This is a genomic window from Enterococcus sp. C74, from assembly GCF_040887125.1.
In the GTDB taxonomy this organism is placed as follows: domain Bacteria; phylum Bacillota; class Bacilli; order Lactobacillales; family Enterococcaceae; genus Enterococcus_B; species Enterococcus_B hirae.
In genome coordinates this window covers 69,363-88,568 of sequence record NZ_JBFOFA010000001.1, presented here as the reverse complement: position 1 = coordinate 88,568, position 19,206 = coordinate 69,363, and the positions used below count along the sequence as shown (strand labels likewise).

Sequence of the window (19,206 nt, the reverse complement as noted above, 5' to 3'; positions counted from 1 at the left end):
TGAGTTTTGTTTTCTATTCTCCTTCTTTAACTTTCTCCCATTCCCTTTTATAATAGTTTCTTAAAAGAAGAGTTAATTTTTCTACTTTTTGATTTATGGCTGTTTGTTCAGTATACGATTTTTCAATTTTATTAAGCCAATCTACTTCTTCGTCATCAACAATATACTCTAAATCTTTCACTTCTCTAGTTACTCGTCTCAAACAATTATTAATATCTTTCACCAAATTAATGATTTCATTATTTTCATCATTATCACCAAAATTTAACAAGAGTAAAGTATTATTTTTAGAAGTTCTATATATTAATTCGTTTATCTGATTATTACTTTGGATACTGTTTTCTTTATAATCACGAAGCATAGTTTCTATTGTTTTTTCAAATTCAATAGCCTCTTCTTTTCTTTTTTTGTCAATTTTATCATTTTTTATTTCTGTATAATTTTTATATTCTAACTTTTTCCATATAGCTACATTGCTATAATTTTCGACAAGCGAAGTATTCACTGTTACTAATTTAAGTGAATCAATTAAAAATTCTGACGCAATACTCTTAGTATTATCAATCCAATGTAAACGAGATTTTAAAATTACGTCAGCATCAATTTGTTTTTTAGCTATTTCTTTTTGAAATAGTTGCTGGTTATCATTCAATTCTCTCTGAAATTTTTGTTGTTTTTTACTTTGTACAAAATTAATAAAAATGTTAGCCCCAATACCAAAAATAGTTCCAACAAAAGGTACCCATAAGTTCCACCATTCCATAAAAAACACTCCCAATAAATTTTAATTTAAGTATATCAGGAATTTTATGAAATTTGTTAATCATTATCGATGTCCTTTAACATCAAATCTGCTTCAATCAATATCTTTAAATCGGAAACTTTATCTAACTTGATTTGTCCTGATTGGAGATTTTTAAGCCATTTTCCTAAAGCCACACGAATAATCTTTTTATATTCGTCAATTGATTCTGCCTTCTCTACAGCCTTTTTAATCTCATAGTCTAAATCAAAGTTTTCATTTTCCATTGTATAAGCACCCCGCATTTGTTAGAATGCTAAAAGACACAGAACTGTCTGAAACGCACGCGTGCTAGCTTCTGTGTCTTCGGGGGCTTATTGTTCTCGTTGAGTAGTCGAGTGTTCAAGCACTCGGCTTCTTTTATTTTAGTTTAACTTTATTGCTTGCTCACCTGTGAATTCTTCCCATCTACGAATGATAGCATCTACATATCGAGGATCTAACTCCATTAAATACGCATGACGTTTGTTTTGTTCACATGCAATCATAGTTGTACCACTTCCACCAAATACATCTAAGACTTTATCACCCTTTTTGGAACTATTCTTAATCTGATAATCAAATAGAGGTACTGGTTTCATTGTTGGATGGTCTTTGTTGACTAATGGCTTATCAAACTCCAAAATGGTTGTTTGCTTTCTATCTCCATACCACGTGTGGCTTCCATCTGACTTCCATCCGTAAAGACACGGTTCATGTTGCCAGTGGTAATCTTGCCTTCCCAACACGAAAGTATTTTTACACCATATGAGTTCTTGTTTAACTAAAAAACCTGAATCAACTAATGCTGTAACAAAATTCACGACCTCAGATGATGCATACCACACATAAAAAGACGCGCCTTTAGATAAATTGCTACCAACTGCATCAAAAGCATTTTTTAGAAACTCATAAAATTCAAGGGAAGTTTTGTTATCGTTTTGTATAGTTAATACATCTTCTGTTTTTCCTTCGTAATTTACGTTGTATGGTGGATCAGTGATTAGGATATCTGCCTTTTCCCCACCCATAAGCTTTTCTATTTGAATGGCATCTGTACTATCACCACACATTAATCGATGATTACCTAGTTGGTAAATATCCCCTAATGTTGCTTTAGGTTTCTCCGGAAGCTCAATTTCAAATTCATCATCTATTGCTTCGTTTTCCATATCCAACTTCATATCATATTGTTCGATAACGTCTTGTATTTCTTCTTCAGCAAAGCCAGATAAGTCAAGATTTTCAGCATCTAACTCTTTTAATAACAAAGCTAGTTTATCTTCATTCCATTGACCAGAAATCTTATTGAGAGCCACATTAAGAGCTTTCTCTTTATCAAGGGGTAAATCTACAACTGATACCTCTATCTCTTCACATATGCCCAAATCTTTAGCCACAGCGACACGCTGATGACCGCCTACGAGATTCCCTGTTTGTTTGTTAAAAATAGGTGGATCAACAAAGCCAAATTTAAGAATTGATTGTTTCAGCTTTTCGTATTCGTCCATTCCTGGAACTAAATCAACTCTTGGGTTGTAATCTGCAGGCTTTAACTCTGACAATTTCATTAATTTAATTTCCATGTTTCAAACTCCCCTTTATGTAAAGAAAAAAGTCTAGTATTCGCTAGACTTTAATTGCCTTATTTCCCCATTTTTTATATGCATCAAAATAAATTTCTGATTTGTCTCCGTTATATGTTAGTTCGTAATACATTCCGTCAGAAATCGTAGTACTCAGCAAAGCTTTATTGTTTTGAAGCGTCTTGCAGGACCAGACAACAAACACATTGTCCATTGTAATCTGCGTTTGATCTGTTTTATCAAAGTTCTCATTTGCATAGTCTGCTACCAATTGTTTGCATTTAGTAATAAATTTTTCATTATCCATTTTTCATTTCCTCTCTTTTGTAAAATAAAAAGACCACTCAATGAGTGATCTAAAAAGTTAACTGATTTTACTTTTACCTTTTTCAGTTATCTCAAAATAAAATGGTACATTCGATGAATAGATAACACTATTGATTAATCCTTTTTTTCCATTTCGATAATTATAGTTTTATAATCGTCATCAGTTAAACCTATTACCTTTGCATTAACTTCTTCTTTTTTTAAACTTTTAGATAAAATTTCAATTACCTTGTCATTCACTTAATTCACCTCTTCGTAATTGCTTATTTTAACATTTAAAAATTTTATATTTTCTGACACTAATAAAATATCACTCTGCTAGTAATGGTTACATGTTCGAATATTTAGCGAAAATTTAATTACAAAAAAACATCTATTGTTTTTATCTTTATATCCCAACATACTTGTCCTACATTTTTTATGGTTGGTACTTTCATTTGTTATTCATAATTTTAAAATACAGTTAATGTACTCTTTACATCTTTAACTTCTTTATCAAAGTTTGGACCATCTTCGAAATTAAGTGCACCTACTGGATATTCTGTATAAGTATAACTTATACTATATTCTTCACCACAATTTGGACATTTCTTTTCTACCATGGCTTCATATCCTTCTTCTGAACCCATACTACGATCATCGTCAATCCATGTATTTTCAAAATCAAACTCCGATGAATCAGCTTTTAAAATCCCTCCACAATTCCCTTTTCCACACTTAAAAATCAATTTTCCACTTAGCATTTTTAAAACCTCCCTTAATTTTTATATCTCAATAATAACAAAATTAAAAAATAAAGAAAGTATAAAATGAAATCGATAACAAATAATCAATAATATGTTTTGTATTTGTTGCTGTCTATCAAAGCTTAATTACAACGATGAAGGAGACTCCCCCCTTTGTTTATTTTGTCGAAATCCTTTTCTTAATCTTTCGACACTAATAGAATATCATGATGTATACAATACTGACATAGCTACAATGTTCGAACATTTAGTGAACATTGGAATTTTAGAATAAACTAATTTGTACAGCTTCGTCTCTGCCCTTATTGTAATAATCAATTTCATTAAGTTTGTTTTGTCTGTCTATCTTGTTCATTTCATATTCATCTAAGAAATTCAAAGTTTTGCGAATATCAGCATGTCTTTGTCTAACATAAGATGCGCTGTAACCAATCTCTTCGGCTATTATCTCTAACGAACAACCCTCGACATACTTTTTTCGAATGATCTCATTATCAATTCCTTTAAAAGAGTTAATAATTGCCAGCATTTCTTGACGTTGCTCTTCGAGTATTTCAATTTCATTTTCGATTTTTTGAATATTTTCTTCTAAAGAAGCTGATCTAGAATTCTTTTCGATTCGGACGTCTGCCAAATCTCCATAGACCCACCGATTCAATTCAAGCTTACTTTTATTAAGATTCCATTTTAAGTAAAGAATCTGCTCATCAAGTTCTTGATAATCTTTCAACCACTGAAATCTCACAAACGCCACCCCTTATGGTAAAATAGTTTTGTGCCGCTATCTCGTTAAGAGGTGGCTTTTTTTATTTTTTCTTATATCCCTCTTGTATGATTGCTAGTATGCAAACAAAAAGTACAATAAAGATAAAAGAATAAATCATTCTTTTTCCTCTCCCACCTCAGCACAAAACGCACTTCTCATTAACACGGCATCTAGCGCTTCGTTAACTAACACGCTTGTCCATTCTCGTAACACTTCGTAATCTTCCCCATCAATATCATCTTCTCCAATATTGGCTCTAACTAACAGTTCATCTAACGTCAAATCATTTTTACTTTCAGCAATGATTTTTTTTAGCGTTTCAATTGATATTTTCATTCCGTTTCCTCCTCATATAATTCGAATTTACTAGATGGCCAACTCAAACGCTGTTTATCGTCGTCAATCAAAACGATTCTGCCAGGCATCGAAGCATCTTGAACTATATAATATTCGTTGTCCAAGAAGTATAATGACACGCCTGATCCCATTTTACTCACGACTTTGTCGCCTTTTTTGAAACTCATCCTTCCGCCACCTCTTCCACTGTTCCGCCAATCGTTTGAGCAGTGCGCTCAGCATCTGATTTCGAATCGAATATCTTAATTTCTTTATTGTCGTCAGGGATAATCATAATCAGCGCACCTCTTCCTTGATATTCAACGAAATAACCCTCACCTAGTTTAACTCTGTACAACGACTCTTTCTCGACCTCGTAGCCGTCTTTCATACGGATGAGGGTTTCGATTGGTTTGTTTTTAGCAACATCTAGCCAATTCTCAAAATCTGTCTTGTGTGGCCATTCTTCATCGTCTAATTCTCTGATTGCCATAAAAATCGCTAAATCCAATGCATCTTTATTATCTTCAAACCACTCCGCCACGAACGAATCAACAACTAGCTTCTGAGGTTCGTCTAGTTTTTTCATTACCGCAATACCGGCATTTAAACCGTTATTGAAACAATCAGTTCTTATGTCTTCACTTTTCATTTTATGACTTTCTAATTCTTTGATTCCTTCTTGTATGTTCATCGCTGTTCCTCCAATAACTCGCTATTTTCGTAGACATTCCCGATAACTTCATAGTCAGTGTGAAATACTGGATCATAATAAATTCGATATTCTAAGTCCAAGTCTACTAGCTTACAAATTAAGCCAGAATGACACCCAGAGGCTTGAATAACAGCTTTTTCATGATCTAAGTGATTAAAACCATCACTTACACTGAAAAATACTACATCTCCTTCAAATATCTCCACACCATTTTTATCTTTCAGCCCTGTGGATTGCATGAGAACATATTTATCTGGAGACATTTCAGCATGAGTGATCAAACTTCCTGCTTGTCCATATTTCATTTCTTGTCCAAATTTTTCACCTTTAAACGGTGTGTACCAAGCTCGAAACTTCGGTATCATTCGCTGTCCTCCTACTTCTTCTCAGTCACCGTAAACGGCACAATACTTTCTGGCATGTAATTTACTTCGTATTTGTATTCATTGACCTTCGCGCCTTCTAAATCTTCAACTACATACATGTTCCAACTAGTCATGTTTACAAGATGTTTTTTGTACTCATTCTTTCCTGTTTCAACTAGAATAACGAGTTTATTTTTATCTTCCGTATCCACAGATATTCGACCGATCGCTTCAAACTCCACTTTGTCCGTTCGAGTATTGATTACTGCTACTCGACGAATCACATTAAAATTATCTGCTTCTTGGCTTACATTGTAGGAAACTTTATCACTTTCTCTACAAGCCCCTAATGTGATGCCTATTCCTAATAAACTGATAAATACAATTAATTTTTTCATTTGTCTTCCTCCTCAATTTCACATGCTTTTTCAAACTCGTTAGTGATACGCTCAAGCGCTTTTTTGTACTCGATAATACTTTTTATCACGTGACCTTCTCTCATCACGTAGTCACGCTGTATTGCTTTTAAACACATACTCAACGTTTGATAGTATCCAATAAACGAAACCCCTTCTACTTTTTCACCTTTGCTATTTACGGTATATTGAATATTCCCTTTTTCATCAAAAATAACTCGTGATAGAACAATATTTCTGCAATCACTCATTTCAGTGATTCGATAGTTTTCAATTTTCATATCTAGCATTCCACAGCCCTCATTTCTGTAAATGGAACAATCGTTTTCCCGTGGTATCCAACTGCTAAACCATCATCGTCTGGATGAGTACTATCAATCGTTACCATCGCTGAATTGTCATAAACATGTTTTACGTATCCTGAGAATGGATATAGCCATGGTGTTCCTCTATTTGAATCGCAACAGAAGCATTCAACCTCTTGGTTAACTTCTGGAATGAATTTCTTTTTTCTGCTCATTTTCAAACCTTCCTAATCTTTCTTTTAAAAACGCTCTTCCTTGAACGTCTTGCCATATTTTTTAGCTAATATCAACGGCACTTGATAACGATGGCAGAACAGTTTCGCTTTGATTTTAAAATCTTTTGTCTGCATTCCTTTGACATCTACAACTTTCACAAGCTTACCGTTTTTATAAAACGTGAAGTCAGGAATATACTCGATTTTACGGTACTTCTTGCCTTCCAATTCAAATTTTGGCAATAGTTCAAATTTTTCCTGAAGCTTTACTTTCCAGCCGTTTGCTTCCGCTTGTCATACTGCCAGATCATAGTACTCTGCTTCTGCTACAGAATCGAATTTGATCTCACGATGAACCGTTTTTCGATTGCGATATTTGTTCATGCTGTCGCTCCTTTTACTGGTTTTAATCGTTTATCGGTTGTTTGAGAAAAGACCATCGTAAATCCATCAGAATTGACAAATATTCTTGATGTTGTCCTCATACCGTAAGCCTTTTTCAACTCTTCCCCAAGCAAGTTCGTTGTGATAATCGTTGCTAAGTTCTGTCGTGCATCCAAGAACGAATTCAACGTGTTTATGCCAAATGCTCGACTATCTGAAGTATCTTTTCCTAGCTCTGAACCGATATCATCAATGACGACTAAATCCGCCGTTTTGATATCTGCAATCAACGATCCCTCAATCGTTTTTCTAAGTTCAGGATTGTTGTACGAAAACTTGATTTGATCCAGCATTTCCTGTAACCCGATAAACAAGATTTTCTTGTCGTAGTTTGATCGCCTCAAAACTTCCCAAGTCGCTGCCATCGCTAGGTGACTTTTACCTGTTCCCTGTTTGCCAGTTAAAACAAGATGACTTGGATTTCCTAACAAGACTGAATTAACAAAGCGTTTGGTTACTTCAACCGCTTGTCTTGTTTCTTGATCAACGATTTGATAATTCTGCAATGTACAATCAAACAACGCTTTATTAGGCACGACAGAACCACCTTTGAAAAAATTGATAGCTCTTGCTTTCAGACTTTCGTTGTACATTTGCTCTGTTTGTAAGTCTTCCTGAACTCGCAATGCTTTATACCCACATTGCATACAAGTTGGTTTACAACGATCTGAGCCATCAGGATTCTTCGTACGCCATCCATACAAGGGCTGTCCGCATTCAGGACATTCGCCACGTTGGACAAGCACTTTCTGTATTAGTTTTTCCATGATTTCTCCAACGGTTTCCATGCCTACGCCTCCTCTCAAATAGGCAACTCATCTGTGCTAAATTTCTCGTATTCAAGCGTTTTATTTGCATTTCTAGGTGATTTTGAATAATGACCTTGCAAATACTTTCTCACTTTCTCAACGGTGTCTAGTTGCTTGTTTTCCCAGTTTTTTAGCACTCTATCGAGATAGTTATAATTTTTAGCACCATTTTTTAGCATTTCTTCAATCGCCATGATGACAATTTCATCTTGTCCTTGAAAATCATTTACCCAAAAACGAATAGATTCTAAAACCATTGGTGCTTCTGCTGGATTCACTTGATTTAGCCAATAGCTCTCTGCGCTATTTTCTGAATGAATATCTATACTAGATCTAGAAGAAGATACTCTTGTTTCATTTACTTTACTTTTATTTCCTTTACTTTGGGGATTAATGTCAGCATTATCTCTTTCATCTTGTGTATTAATGTTTGCGTTAATTACATACTTAGTTGGTTTTGGTGATTTTCGTCTTTTTGTCGCTTCAAAGTAGGTGGCTTGGATATTCTCACTCGTAAGCACCTCGACCGAGTCAAACAGTTGTTTATCAAAAAAACCCCATTTGACTAAGCGGTTCACTATTTGATTGAGCATTTCCTTACTTACTCCTGGCAGGCGTTTTAAAAGAGTAGCTTGCGTTAAATCATTCCACAAAATGAAATATCCTTTTTTATATATCGCACAAAGCAGTTTGATTACCGCAATTTCTCCTTTAAGTCCAAATTCCCCAGCAATAGCCTCTATTTTTTCATCTTCGAAAACATCAACATCAAGAGGAAAATAATCAAGACCTTCTTTTGTTGGTCTTGCCACACTATCACCTCCTTAGATAAGCGAGGGGAAATTCCCTCGCTATAGTGGCGGATTCATATCATCGAACAATGAATCCTGTTGTTCGTCTATATTTGCTGTTTCTTCGTATTCATCAAACGCTGATGATACGTCTTCCACTTTTTCTGCTTCTTTACGTTCTGGTTCGATTGGTTCTGCATCATTTAAAGTCACTTCTTCTACAAGATCATTATTTTCATCAAATCGAAAAACTCTTTCATCAGAAGTAACCGCATTTTGCATTTCTACAGATAAAATCCCCCATTTAGCTAACATGTTACGTAAGACGGTTTTTATCGCCATCGCATCATAATTCTCTTTCCACGCTCCAGTTAGCTTTGTTTTATCAAACCCTTTGGCATGTTTAATACGATGAGCTTCCACTTCTTGCTTTGTCCAATAAACAGTTTTTTTAAACCCATTTAGTAATTCAAAAAATCCAACATAACCGATTACTCGATCAGATTGTTTCGCATTGTAGTCAAACTGAAACTCTTCTGTCAGAGGATTCCATTCAATTAATTGCCCTTCATAAATTTCTATTGCATTAAGTGCTTTGTATTGTCCAGAACGTTGTGCTAACTGAATATAGCCTTTGTATCCTAGGATGAATTGGGCTTCGTTATGCGTAATCCAATCTTTTCCTACCTTTTCTTTCCGATTAAATGGAACAATATAGGCATATCCTAAATTTTTATCTATTGGTAAATCCATCGTTGCTGCTTTTAAAGCAGAAGCGATGATTGTCATCGGCTCTGCTTTAGATAAATAATCATCGCCACCAACTAACGTTAAAAGAGAACCCATAAAAGCATCTGATTTTTCGTGTAAAATATCATTGAATTTCTTTTTCATAGCTGGCTGACTCATCAATGTTTTAAAACCTAATTTTGAAACATCCACTGCTTGATTGTTTTTTTCTGTTAGTTGATTCTTTAAATCTTTACTTGTTGCCATATCACTGAATCTCCTTTATCACTAATCTATTTGAAGTTGATAAACTGTAAATTTCCTCATCTTTCATCACATATGGATATTTCTCTGCTATTTTCTTCAAGTCTTTTCGTTTAGAAACAACTGATTTTAAACAAATAATCCGATTAGGCGTGATCCCTGTAGACGCATTATTTATTCCAAGTTCTTGGATAATTTGATTGTCGATTTGTCGAATACTCTTCTCTAGTTCCTTCTTACTTTTGAGTAACTCTGCTTTTTGATCGAGTAGAACATCATAATCGGCATGAAGCATAATTTCAGTTGAATCTAATTCCGAATAACGTTCTTTTAGAAAATCTGACGTTGCTTTACTTCCATCAATCAGTGGCTCTTCTCCGCCAATAATGTTCGTTTCCCAAAAATCAACTAACCGTTCTGTGATGATGTCAATCAGTTCTTGATCTCGTTCAACTCGTTTCCATATAAATCTTTGACCACCAATCAACACAGCGATATAACAATAATCCTTGTTCAAAACATTCATATAATGTTGCACTTGACACAAATAACTAAGTGGCACTTCTTCCCCTTCCCACTCTTTGCTAAGAAATTGATTCGCTGTTTTACATTCAAGAATGGCATTTTCTCCTACTACATCACGGTCGATATTGGCTCTTAAAAATGGATGTAACGGATGTTCAAACACTTGGTTTCTTCTACGTACTTTTTTGCCTGTTCGTTCTTGAAATTCTTTGGCAACAACTTCTTCTAAAACATTGCCCCAATAAGCTGGTTCGCTCTCTGAATCTTTCAATTCAATTTGACCCGTTTTCTCAAGCCATAATTGATAAGGGGATTTGTATTTATTCAATCCAAGTACGGTTGCGACATCTGAACCACCAATACCTCTTTTGCGGTCTTCGAGCCATTCTTGATGGCTCATGTCTAAAGTTGATTTACTCATCTTCATCCTCCTCGTCGATTGGTGCTTCATATGGTGGTTTAGCATAATCAGGATCAGTTAAATAGTTGTCAAGATTTGCTAACTCGTTCATGTTTCCCCTCTTTTCTGCTTGCTAACACGCAAAGGACAAGCATCGTAATTGCGAATAACAAGCCAAAGATTACGTACCTTTTCGCTACAATCACTAACGTGAAAAATAAAATAATGAGTAAATCAATTGTTTTTTCATTCATCATTCAAATTCCTCCAGCAATTCAGATTCCTCCATTAAATGGAACACCATTTCTTTCTGATACTTAAGGACAGCTCGTCTAAAAGTTTGACACTCTTCGCAATTGCAATTGCTTCGAAACGATTTCTTAATGATGTTTCCTTGTTCAAAAATACTAATTGCGTAAAGATTAGCTGGTCCAGCGATTTTGATTGCCACACATTCATCATCTGCCACAGCTAGTGAAAGACCTAAGCTTTCTTTTTCACATTCATTAGCTAATTCTTCAATAAGGTTTTCAATTTTTTTATTCATATGTTATAATTCTCCCGATATAATTTTTTGTTTGTTGCCGATTAGCGATTGCAGTCGCTGGTCGGTCTTTTTATTTCTAACCACTTCTTCTGGCGTTCACGCCATTGTTCCCCTAACAATCTAGATTTCATTTCCTTGTGGTATTCCTGATTTAGTTTTCGCATCAAGTGTTGATGCTCTTGTAAGGTCATTCGCTCCCTCCTTCGTCTCTCACCGTCACCACCTCCGGAAAGAGGAGTTGCTCATGCCAACGTGTATGTGCGAACTTGATTTTTTAAGGAGAAAACTCGCAACTCCTCTTTTCGGAAGTGGTGAGTGTAGAACAAGTTTAAATATTTAAATTTCAAAAGTTTCTTTTAAAAATCGTTGTAATTCAGTTCGTTCAATTCGAATATCTTGTTCACTCCATTGTTGAATCTTTAAACCTTTTGAAATCCAACCGCTTAATTTGTCATCACCAATTCTCAATATTTCTTTTACTTGAGACTTATTCGGGTAAGGTGGTAATTCAACAGTTTTAGTCAACAAGCTGGATCGCTTTTCGATTTCTTTCAAAACAATAAAAGTAATATTACTTGCTAATTCGTTTTGAATTACTTCATCTGGAATGTTTAGTTGCATAGATTACACCTCCTACGCTGGTTGTTTGACATCGTTAGTAAAAAGATACTCCAGCTCATATTCAGGAAAGAAAGTTTTCTTTAATTTCACTGCTTCGTCAAAGCTAAACTGTGTTTTCCCTTCGATTTTGTCAGAAATAGTAGCATACCTTTTATAACCTAATGCACTAGCAACTTGAGTTCGAGTAATATTCTTTTCGGTCAAAGCTTTTTCTAAATTTTTAAGCATTCTTTTCCCTCCTTTTCGTTACTCAATTGCGTATTAAAAGAGTAAAAAAATAATTAATTAACTCTGAAGTTAGAGTAACACGCAATTGCGTATTTAGTCAATACGAAAATGCGTTTTTTTTTACCTTTTGTCATTTACATACGAAAATGCGTATGTTAATATTTCTTTAGGAGGTGATAAGATGAACAGAGAAGAATTTATTAAACAACTCATTATTAGTAAATATGGAACCATTAAAAATTTCTCCGAATTTATAAATGTGCCGTACACTACTATTCGTTCTATTCTAGAAAGAGGCATAGGCAAAGCTGGAATAGATAATGTCATTAAGATTTGTAAAGGACTTGAAATATCTCCCGAACAACTATCAAATGATTTTTCTCTCAATGAATGTATATCAAATACTCTTTCTACAATGTATTTATTAAATAATTATCACCAACAAAAAGTCTATAATTTTGCAAAAAGCGAATTGACTGAACAAAATAAATCGAACATTATTCAAGGTAGTTTTGGAAAAGCTGTTGATGAAGATGAAAAACAGGAAGTTCCATATGTCGGTTTATTATCAGCAGGACATGGTTGTCCTAATTATGATAAAGAGCGCCCGTTAGGTACGGTAACAATGAGAGAATCTCAAATTCCTTCTCATTATGATCTTGCTTTTATGATAAATGGAAATAGTATGCACCCCACTTTTGAAAATGGAGAAATAGTTTTTATTAAACTGACTCCACATGTTATGAATGGTCAAATTGGTGCTGTAGAAATAAATGGTGAAGCATTTTTAAAGAAAATGTATGTAGAAAATCGAAGACTACGATTAGTATCCTTAAATTGTGAATGTGATGAAAATGGAAATCGCTTGTATCCAGATTTCTATGCAGATGAATATGATGATCTTTATGTTATTGGCAGAGTGATTGTGTGATAACAACAAAACCACCTGGCCAATTCGGTTAGGTGGTTTTTATAAATAAAAAAGCCTTCGGGCTTTTCTTTTATAACGATAAGAACATACATTCGAAAGGAGAAAAACATGCAATATCAAGAATTCAAAGAATGGTTAGAAAACAATTCTAATTCAAAACATATATTTTTAACCAAATGGAAAAACTATCAAATATCAAAAAATAGTAAACGAACTGGAAAAACAAAAAAGTGGGATGATGATAAAATCATTCGTACTGGCGAAGAAGAATGGAAAAAAATTGTGGCAAATACCTATCAAAAACTTAAATCTCATTTAGGAATTCCAAAATACAACGGATATCAAGAATGGATTGATTTTATAGAAAAAAATGAGATTTTAGAATCATTTGATAACAGTATTTTAGAAATAGAATTAGAATAGGAGTTGGATTTTATGGCAATGATTAAACAATACCAAAAGAAAAATGGTGAAAAAGCCTGGTACTTCAAGACATATCTTGGTATCGATCCATTAACTGGAAAGAAGAGATATACAACTAAAAGAGGATTCAAAACACAAAAAGAAGCGAAAATCGCACTAGCTAGACTAGAAGTTTTAGCTACAGATAAAAAACTAGTAAAAGATAATAACTACACTTTTACACAAGTAAAAGATATGTGGATTGAACAATATAAACCAACAGTCAGAGAAAGTACTTACTTACGTGTTAAGTTTTTGTTTGATAAAAACATTTCAACTTTTTTTGGAAATAAAAAAATACAAAACTATAATATAGCTTACTGTCAAGAAGCTATCAACAAATGGAAAGAACAATATTCTACCTATAAAGCTTTAAAATGTTATACATCTGCAGTTTTTGATTATGCAAAAAAAATGAACCTAATTAAAGAAAATCCTATGAAAGAAGTAACTTTTTCAAAAGGAGAACGCAAGCAAAAAAAGACTAAATTAAAATATTTTGAAAAAGAAGAATTACAAGATTTTCTTGAATGCTGTCAAAAAGACAAATTCCCTATAACTTATTCTCTATTCAGAGTTCTAGCATTTACAGGAATACGAAAAGGTGAAGCATTAGCATTAACTTGGGACGATGTAGATTTTTTTAATAAAACACTTGAAATCAATAAAACTATCACGAGAAATTCAGATAATAAATTTATTTCTACACCACCAAAAACAAACACATCTATTAGAAAAATTTCGCTAGATGACGAAACACTAAATATTTTGAAGGCATGGAAAACTCAGCAAAAACGTTATTTACTTGCACATGGTCAACACGCTAAAACAAAGAATCAAATAATTTTTTCTTCTAAAAACAATAATTATATAGATATAACTCGGCCTAATATTATTTTATCTAGAATATGCAAAGAACATAATTTCAATGATATTACCATACATGGCTTCCGTCATACACATTGTAGCTTATTATTTGAAGCTGGTTTGTCTATCAAAGAAGTTCAAGAAAGGTTAGGACATTCAGATATTCATACAACAATGAACATATACACTCATGTGACTAAAAAACAAAAAGAAAGGTCTGCTGATAAGTTTGCGGCTTATTTAAATTTTTAAAAAGTATGGTCAAAAGTATGGTCAAAAAAAATAAAAAAAGACTAAAAACCTTAAATATCAAGGCTTTTAGTCAATTAAAAATCAATAAAATTATTTAACAGTTACAGATGCGCCAACTTCTTCAAGTTTAGCTTTTAATTCTTCAGCTTCTTCTTTAGATACGCCTTCTTTAACTGGTGCAGGAGCTCCGTCAACTACAGCTTTAGCTTCTTTCAAGCCTAAGCCAGTTGCTTCACGAACTGCTTTGATAACTTTAACTTTTTGGTCTCCAGCTGCAGTTAATTCTACAGTGAATTCTGTTTGTTCTTCAGCAGCAGCAGCGCCACCAGCAGCAACTGCAGCTACAGGAGCAGCAGCAGATACGCCAAATTCTTCTTCAATAGCTTTAACTAAGTCGTTAAGTTCTAGGATAGTTGCTTCTTTTAACTCAGCAACAATGTTTTCAATGTTCATTGCCATTATAATTTCCTCCGTTTTAGATGTTCGTATTTTTATTTATGCTATGCGGCTATTAAGCTGCATCTCCATCTTCTTTGTCTGCCACTGCTTTGACAGCGTAAGCCACGTTGCGGACTGGCGCTTGTAGTACAGATAGCAACATAGATAGAAGTCCTTCGCGGTTTGGCAATTTTGCCAATGCTGTGATTTCTTCCAATGAAGATACTTTACCTTCGATGATACCGCCTTTGATTTCTAATGCTTTTGCTTCTTTAGCAAATTCGTCCATGATTTTCGCTGGTGCTACAACGTCTTCGTTACTAAATGCAACGGCTGTAGGTCCAGTGAATACTTCGTCTAAGCCTTCTAATCCAGCTTTTTTAGCGGCACGTGAAAGGATTGAGTTTTTGATAACTTTCATTTCTACGTTTGCATCACGAAGTTGTTTACGTAAACGAGTCACTTCATCAACAGTTAAACCACGGTAGTCAACTACGACTACAGAAGCTGCTGCTGTAAATTTTTCGCTCACTTCATCAACGATTGCTGCTTTTTTTGCGATAATTGCTTCACTCATTTTTGAGTTTCACCTCCTGAATTTTGATGGAAGAGTTTTTACACTTGATCATTGACCAAGTATTGTTCATCATCTACTCACTTCGTTCTTAGTGATTCATCATGCTTCGCTTGAGAGGGAACTTCGCTCACTCTGTTCGCCAAGTATTGTTCATCATCTACTCACTTCGTTCTTAGTGATTCACAATAAAAAAACTCTATGCCACCGTAGACATAGAGGGACTATTGAAAGTATTCAATAAACGTCCTCGGTAGGAAATTAAGGCTACGCCACCTACTGTCTTCGGTACAAGTTAATTATTAACCTCAACTAGCTTAGCATGCTAAACTAGTTGAGTCAAGAATTATTTTTCAGTTGGATCAATCAACGTTCTAATTCAAGAATTAGAAAGAAGCTTGGTCTACATGGATACCAGGTCCAAATGTTGTTGTAACTGTGATATTTTTCATGTATTGACCTTTAGCTGCTGATGGTTTAGCTTTCACTAATACATCATGGATTGTTGCAAAGTTTTCAACTAATTTTTCATTGTCGAATGATACTTTACCGATTGGTACATGGATGTTTCCAGCTTTGTCTACGCGGTAAGTAACTTTACCAGCTTTTACTTCGTTAACAGCTTTTGTTACGTCCATTGTTACAGTACCTGTTTTAGGGTTTGGCATTAAGCCTTTAGGTCCTAAAACACGTCCTAGACGACCAACAGTTGCCATCATATCAGGTGTAGCAACAACTACGTCAAAGTCAAACCATCCGTTTTGGATTTTTTGAACCATGTCGTCGTCACCAACGAAATCTGCACCAGCTGCTTCAGCTTCTTTTGCTTTGTCTCCTTTAGCAAAAACTAAAACAGTTTGTGTTTTACCAGTTCCGTTTGGTAATACTACAGCACCACGAATTTGTTGGTCTGCTTTTTTAGGGTCTACGTTCAAACGGTATGCAACTTCAACAGTCGCGTCAAATTTTGCAATGTTTGTTTCTTTTGCTAAAGCTACAGCCTCGGCAACAGGATAAACTTTACTTGAATCAACTTTTTTTAATGCGTCTTGCATTTTTTTGCTCTTTTTAGCCATTTTGGTTCCTCCTTGATTGTGGTTATAACGGTTGTACCTCCCACGTGTTCTATATCTTTCAATACAGAGCCAACTGAGAAGCTACTTTCTTAGGGTGTAGCGATTATTCTACAGTGATCCCCATGCTTCGTGCAGTTCCTTCAACCATGCGCATAGCTGCTTCGATATCAGCTGCGTTTAGGTCTTCCATTTTTAATTCAGCGATTTCTTTTACTTGATCGCTAGAAACTTTAGCAACTTTAGTTTTGTTTGGTTCGCCTGAACCTTTATTGATTTTTGCAGCTTTTTTCAATAATACTGCAGCTGGTGGTGTTTTTGTAACGAATGTGAATGAACGGTCTTCGTATACAGAAATAACAACCGGAATGATTAAACCTGCTTGATCAGCTGTACGAGCGTTGAATTCTTTAGTGAATCCCATGATATTGATACCCGCTTGACCTAGTGCAGGACCTACTGGTGGAGCTGGAGTTGCTTTACCTGCAGGAATTTGCAATTTAACGATTTTTTCTACTTTCTTTGCCACGAGACATACCTCCTTAAGTCCGTGATGTGGTTAATTGGAGATGCATATTTCTCCTCCCACGTTTCCACTCATAATCCTTCGATTATCAGTCAAAATAATGCATATGACAATGCACACTGATACAGTATAGCAAATATATTCTATTTTTCAAGATTTTTTTCTGATAAATGTTTAATTTATTGCTTGAACCTCTAAAAAAAAACTAAAAATCAACAGGAAGTCCCCCTCATCTTCCTTCTTTTGTGATACACTTACGCTGAAAAGAAAACAAGCGAAAATACATAAGGTATCACTACCGCTCACTCATTAGTAATTTAGAAATTTCTGCTTTCTTCTATTTAAAAATATAAAAATATTGTTCGATATATTTTCATAGCTATCATTGATGCATTTCCTAGATTAATGCACCCTTGTGAAATATTTATTTAATTTAACTAATGTAGTTTATGGTTCAAAAATGATGAGGAAACGAGTAAGTGAGCTATACACAGTTCACTTACTTTTGCTGGGGTGTTTATCTATTTTAAAGAGGTGGAAAAATGAAAGAATTAAGATATCGTAGTGTTTTTGACATTATTGGTCCAGTCATGATCGGTCCAAGCAGCTCTCACACTGCTGGAGCTGCTCGAATCGGCAAAATCGTCCGTAGTATTTTTGGGGAACAACCAGATTCTGTGGATATCTATCTTTATGAATCATTTGCAAAAACCTATCGGGGACACGGAACAGACATCGCCTTAGTTGGTGGTTTGTTAGGCATGGAACCAGATGATGAGCGTCTGGCAGATTCACTGCAGTTAGCTTATGAAGCAGGAATGGAAGTTCTCTTTGTGCCTAAGGGTGAAAAAGCAGAGCATCCTAACTCCGTTAAACTATTGTTGAAAAAAGGAAAACGGAAACTTTCAGTCACTGGTATCTCGATTGGTGGCGGAAATATCCAAATCTCGGAATTAAACGGCTTCAAAATCTCATTAAGCATGGGAACACCGACCTTTATCATCGTTCATCAAGATGTACCTGGGATGATTGCTAAAGTAACGAATATCCTTTCAGAAACAAATACAAATATCGGTACAATGACTGTTACACGAGAATCAAAGGGTGAAAATGCCATTATGATTATCGAAGTAGATGATCCACAAGTAGATGACACTATAAGTAAACTAACGCAATTACCGAAGATCGACAGCGTTAATTATTTTGATTAAAGGAGGAAGAAAGATGTTTTTCTCTATTGAAGAGTTGGTTCGCCAAGCAGAAAATTATCCTAGTGTCGCAGAATTAATGATTGCTGTTGAAATGGATATGAGTGGTCGTCCACGAGAACAAATCATTGCAATCATGGAAAAAAACCTCAGTGTCATGGAACAATCCATCGCTGAAGGAAACGAAGGTGTAACGTCTGTGACTGGAATCACTGGCGGCGATGCCCAAAAACTAGCTCGTTACTTAAAAGAAGCCGACTTTTTAAGTGGTGAAACCATTTTGTCAGCAGTCCGCAACGCTATCGCTGTCAACGAAGTAAATGCAAAAATGGGGTTGATTTGTGCCACCCCTACAGCAGGAAGCGCTGGTGTTGTACCTGGTGTCCTCATGGCTGTCCGTGACCGATTGTCTTTGACCCACGAACAACAGATTGAGTTTCTTTTTACCGCTGGTGCCTTTGGATTAGTCATTGCCAATAACGCCTCCATCAGTGGTGCAGAAGGCGGATGCCAGGCAGAAGTTGGTTCAGCAAGTGCAATGGCCGCTGCCGCCCTAGTCTGTGCAAAAAATGGCACGCCCCATCAAGCAGCCCAAGCTATCGCAATTACGCTGAAAAACATGATGGGTCTGATTTGTGATCCTGTCGCAGGCCTCGTTGAAGTCCCTTGTGTTAAAAGAAACGCCCTCGGCTCTTCTCAGGCATTCATCTCGGCAGATATGGCCTTAGCAGGAATCGAAAGTGTCATCCCACCAGATGAAGTCGTCGCAGCGATGTATCAAGTAGGTCGTCAGATGCCAGCCATCTTTAAAGAAACGGCTGAAGGTGGTTTGGCGGTTACACCGACAGCAAAACGTTTAACAGCCGAACTCTTGAATCACTAACAATAGTTTCCTTATAAAAAATGAATAGTTATTTGTTTCATGTGAGGGTGTGTTGATTTCCCTCATTTTGAGCAAT

At 35.2% G+C, this 19,206-nt stretch carries 32 protein-coding genes, 1 pseudogene and 1 other annotated feature; of the genes and pseudogenes, 5 read left to right on the top strand and 28 right to left on the bottom strand.

What is annotated here, in order from left to right; translation table 11 throughout:
* Positions 1–13 precede the first annotated feature (13 nt).
* From AB3H93_RS00475 to AB3H93_RS00360, 24 genes and pseudogenes are all read right to left on the bottom strand, one after another.
* Positions 14–763, bottom strand: coding sequence for a hypothetical protein (locus AB3H93_RS00475; protein ID WP_081115322.1), 750 nt, complete (start codon positions 761–763; stop codon positions 14–16).
* Between the two features lie 56 nt (positions 764–819).
* Positions 820–1,029, bottom strand: a complete 210-nt coding sequence (locus tag AB3H93_RS00470; protein ID WP_081115321.1) for a hypothetical protein — start codon at positions 1,027–1,029, stop codon at positions 820–822.
* Between the two features lie 138 nt (positions 1,030–1,167).
* Positions 1,168–2,367, bottom strand: a complete 1,200-nt coding sequence (locus tag AB3H93_RS00465) for a site-specific DNA-methyltransferase (protein ID WP_128436296.1) — start codon at positions 2,365–2,367, stop codon at positions 1,168–1,170.
* Between the two features lie 43 nt (positions 2,368–2,410).
* Positions 2,411–2,674: a DUF6275 family protein gene (locus AB3H93_RS00460; RefSeq protein ID WP_081115319.1), complete on the bottom strand. Its 264-nt coding sequence runs from the start codon at positions 2,672–2,674 to the stop codon at positions 2,411–2,413.
* A gap of 134 nt (positions 2,675–2,808) precedes the next feature.
* Positions 2,809–2,934, bottom strand: coding sequence for a hypothetical protein (locus AB3H93_RS00455; RefSeq protein ID WP_256736369.1), 126 nt, complete (start codon positions 2,932–2,934; stop codon positions 2,809–2,811).
* A gap of 212 nt (positions 2,935–3,146) precedes the next feature.
* Positions 3,147–3,437, bottom strand: coding sequence for a hypothetical protein (locus tag AB3H93_RS00450; protein WP_081115317.1), 291 nt, complete (start codon positions 3,435–3,437; stop codon positions 3,147–3,149).
* A 268-nt stretch (positions 3,438–3,705) separates the two neighbouring features.
* Positions 3,706–4,185: a hypothetical protein gene (locus AB3H93_RS00445; protein WP_368019959.1), complete on the bottom strand. Its 480-nt coding sequence runs from the start codon at positions 4,183–4,185 to the stop codon at positions 3,706–3,708.
* Between the two features lie 135 nt (positions 4,186–4,320).
* Positions 4,321–4,542, bottom strand: a complete 222-nt coding sequence (locus AB3H93_RS00440) for a hypothetical protein (protein WP_034867599.1) — start codon at positions 4,540–4,542, stop codon at positions 4,321–4,323.
* Positions 4,539–4,703: a hypothetical protein gene (locus AB3H93_RS00435; protein ID WP_368020089.1), complete on the bottom strand. Its 165-nt coding sequence runs from the start codon at positions 4,701–4,703 to the stop codon at positions 4,539–4,541. The genes AB3H93_RS00440 and AB3H93_RS00435 overlap by 4 nt, the downstream gene beginning before the upstream one ends.
* A gap of 23 nt (positions 4,704–4,726) precedes the next feature.
* Entirely contained in the window at positions 4,727–5,236 is a 510-nt protein-coding gene (locus AB3H93_RS00430; protein WP_368019958.1) for a DUF1642 domain-containing protein, read from the bottom strand.
* Positions 5,233–5,622, bottom strand: coding sequence for a YopX family protein (locus AB3H93_RS00425; protein ID WP_368019956.1), 390 nt, complete (start codon positions 5,620–5,622; stop codon positions 5,233–5,235). Before AB3H93_RS00425 ends, AB3H93_RS00430 begins: the two co-directional genes overlap by 4 nt.
* Positions 5,623–5,633: 11 nt before the next feature.
* The gene (locus AB3H93_RS00420) at positions 5,634–6,020 is read right to left on the bottom strand and encodes a hypothetical protein (RefSeq protein ID WP_014834205.1); all 387 of its coding nucleotides are present in this window, start codon (positions 6,018–6,020) and stop codon (positions 5,634–5,636) included.
* Positions 6,017–6,328 (bottom strand): hypothetical protein, encoded by a 312-nt coding sequence (locus tag AB3H93_RS00415; protein ID WP_368019954.1) that lies wholly within the window; start codon positions 6,326–6,328, stop codon positions 6,017–6,019. Before AB3H93_RS00415 ends, AB3H93_RS00420 begins: the two co-directional genes overlap by 4 nt.
* The gene (locus tag AB3H93_RS00410; protein ID WP_113820949.1) at positions 6,322–6,558 is read right to left on the bottom strand and encodes a hypothetical protein; all 237 of its coding nucleotides are present in this window, start codon (positions 6,556–6,558) and stop codon (positions 6,322–6,324) included. Before AB3H93_RS00410 ends, AB3H93_RS00415 begins: the two co-directional genes overlap by 7 nt.
* A gap of 24 nt (positions 6,559–6,582) precedes the next feature.
* A pseudogene (locus tag AB3H93_RS00405) lies at positions 6,583–6,942 on the bottom strand (DUF1064 domain-containing protein).
* Positions 6,939–7,790, bottom strand: a complete 852-nt coding sequence (locus tag AB3H93_RS00400; protein ID WP_368019953.1) for an ATP-binding protein — start codon at positions 7,788–7,790, stop codon at positions 6,939–6,941. The pseudogene AB3H93_RS00405 and the gene AB3H93_RS00400 overlap by 4 nt, the downstream one beginning before the upstream one ends.
* A 14-nt stretch (positions 7,791–7,804) precedes the next feature.
* Positions 7,805–8,623, bottom strand: a complete 819-nt coding sequence (locus AB3H93_RS00395; RefSeq protein WP_368019952.1) for a Lin1244/Lin1753 domain-containing protein — start codon at positions 8,621–8,623, stop codon at positions 7,805–7,807.
* A 39-nt stretch (positions 8,624–8,662) separates the two neighbouring features.
* A complete protein-coding gene (locus tag AB3H93_RS00390) occupies positions 8,663–9,598 on the bottom strand; it encodes a recombinase RecT (RefSeq protein WP_094940409.1) in 936 nt (311 codons plus the stop codon).
* Position 9,599: 1 nt separating this feature from the next.
* The gene (locus AB3H93_RS00385) at positions 9,600–10,547 is read right to left on the bottom strand and encodes a YqaJ viral recombinase family protein (protein ID WP_368019951.1); all 948 of its coding nucleotides are present in this window, start codon (positions 10,545–10,547) and stop codon (positions 9,600–9,602) included.
* Between the two features lie 62 nt (positions 10,548–10,609).
* On the bottom strand, positions 10,610–10,777 hold the full coding sequence (locus AB3H93_RS00380) for a hypothetical protein (protein ID WP_201701243.1): 168 nt from the start codon (positions 10,775–10,777) through the stop codon (positions 10,610–10,612).
* The gene (locus AB3H93_RS00375) at positions 10,774–11,067 is read right to left on the bottom strand and encodes a hypothetical protein (RefSeq protein WP_010738245.1); all 294 of its coding nucleotides are present in this window, start codon (positions 11,065–11,067) and stop codon (positions 10,774–10,776) included. Before AB3H93_RS00375 ends, AB3H93_RS00380 begins: the two co-directional genes overlap by 4 nt.
* Before the next feature lie 41 nt (positions 11,068–11,108).
* A complete protein-coding gene (locus AB3H93_RS00370; RefSeq protein ID WP_169301967.1) occupies positions 11,109–11,258 on the bottom strand; it encodes a hypothetical protein in 150 nt (49 codons plus the stop codon).
* Between the two features lie 145 nt (positions 11,259–11,403).
* Entirely contained in the window at positions 11,404–11,688 is a 285-nt protein-coding gene (locus AB3H93_RS00365; RefSeq protein WP_010738250.1) for a hypothetical protein, read from the bottom strand.
* Positions 11,689–11,700: 12 nt separating this feature from the next.
* Entirely contained in the window at positions 11,701–11,916 is a 216-nt protein-coding gene (locus AB3H93_RS00360; protein ID WP_010719536.1) for a helix-turn-helix transcriptional regulator, read from the bottom strand.
* Between the two features lie 181 nt (positions 11,917–12,097).
* Here AB3H93_RS00360 and AB3H93_RS00355 point away from each other — a divergent pair, with 181 nt between their 5' ends.
* From AB3H93_RS00355 to AB3H93_RS00345, 3 genes are all read left to right on the top strand, one after another.
* Entirely contained in the window at positions 12,098–12,847 is a 750-nt protein-coding gene (locus AB3H93_RS00355; protein WP_128436377.1) for an XRE family transcriptional regulator, read from the top strand.
* Positions 12,848–12,955: 108 nt separating this feature from the next.
* Positions 12,956–13,270, top strand: coding sequence for a hypothetical protein (locus AB3H93_RS00350; protein ID WP_010751852.1), 315 nt, complete (start codon positions 12,956–12,958; stop codon positions 13,268–13,270).
* Positions 13,271–13,282: 12 nt separating this feature from the next.
* Entirely contained in the window at positions 13,283–14,428 is a 1,146-nt protein-coding gene (locus AB3H93_RS00345; RefSeq protein WP_081115306.1) for a site-specific integrase, read from the top strand.
* Positions 14,429–14,518: 90 nt separating this feature from the next.
* Here the strand turns inward: AB3H93_RS00345 and rplL are convergent, their stop codons facing one another.
* The 4 genes from rplL to rplK all read right to left on the bottom strand — a co-directional run bounded on the left by rplL (position 14,519) and on the right by rplK (position 17,042).
* Positions 14,519–14,887 carry a 50S ribosomal protein L7/L12 gene (gene rplL / locus AB3H93_RS00340; RefSeq protein WP_010720148.1) on the bottom strand — a complete coding sequence of 123 codons (369 nt, stop codon included), beginning with the start codon at positions 14,885–14,887 and terminating at the stop codon, positions 14,519–14,521.
* A 52-nt stretch (positions 14,888–14,939) separates the two neighbouring features.
* Positions 14,940–15,443 carry a 50S ribosomal protein L10 gene (gene rplJ, locus AB3H93_RS00335; RefSeq protein ID WP_010720149.1) on the bottom strand — a complete coding sequence of 168 codons (504 nt, stop codon included), beginning with the start codon at positions 15,441–15,443 and terminating at the stop codon, positions 14,940–14,942.
* A 178-nt stretch (positions 15,444–15,621) separates the two neighbouring features.
* Positions 15,622–15,747: a sequence feature (ribosomal protein L10 leader region), on the bottom strand.
* Positions 15,748–15,826: 79 nt separating this feature from the next.
* Positions 15,827–16,516 carry a 50S ribosomal protein L1 gene (rplA, locus tag AB3H93_RS00330; RefSeq protein WP_010720150.1) on the bottom strand — a complete coding sequence of 230 codons (690 nt, stop codon included), beginning with the start codon at positions 16,514–16,516 and terminating at the stop codon, positions 15,827–15,829.
* Between the two features lie 103 nt (positions 16,517–16,619).
* The gene (gene rplK, locus AB3H93_RS00325) at positions 16,620–17,042 is read right to left on the bottom strand and encodes a 50S ribosomal protein L11 (protein ID WP_368019949.1); all 423 of its coding nucleotides are present in this window, start codon (positions 17,040–17,042) and stop codon (positions 16,620–16,622) included.
* Between the two features lie 539 nt (positions 17,043–17,581).
* Here rplK and sdaAB point away from each other — a divergent pair.
* Entirely contained in the window at positions 17,582–18,250 is a 669-nt protein-coding gene (gene sdaAB / locus AB3H93_RS00320; RefSeq protein ID WP_010720152.1) for an L-serine ammonia-lyase, iron-sulfur-dependent subunit beta, read from the top strand.
* 13 nt (positions 18,251–18,263) lie between these two features.
* Positions 18,264–19,130, top strand: coding sequence for an L-serine ammonia-lyase, iron-sulfur-dependent, subunit alpha (gene sdaAA / locus AB3H93_RS00315; RefSeq protein WP_096709617.1), 867 nt, complete (start codon positions 18,264–18,266; stop codon positions 19,128–19,130).
* The last annotated feature ends 76 nt before the right edge of the window (positions 19,131–19,206 follow it).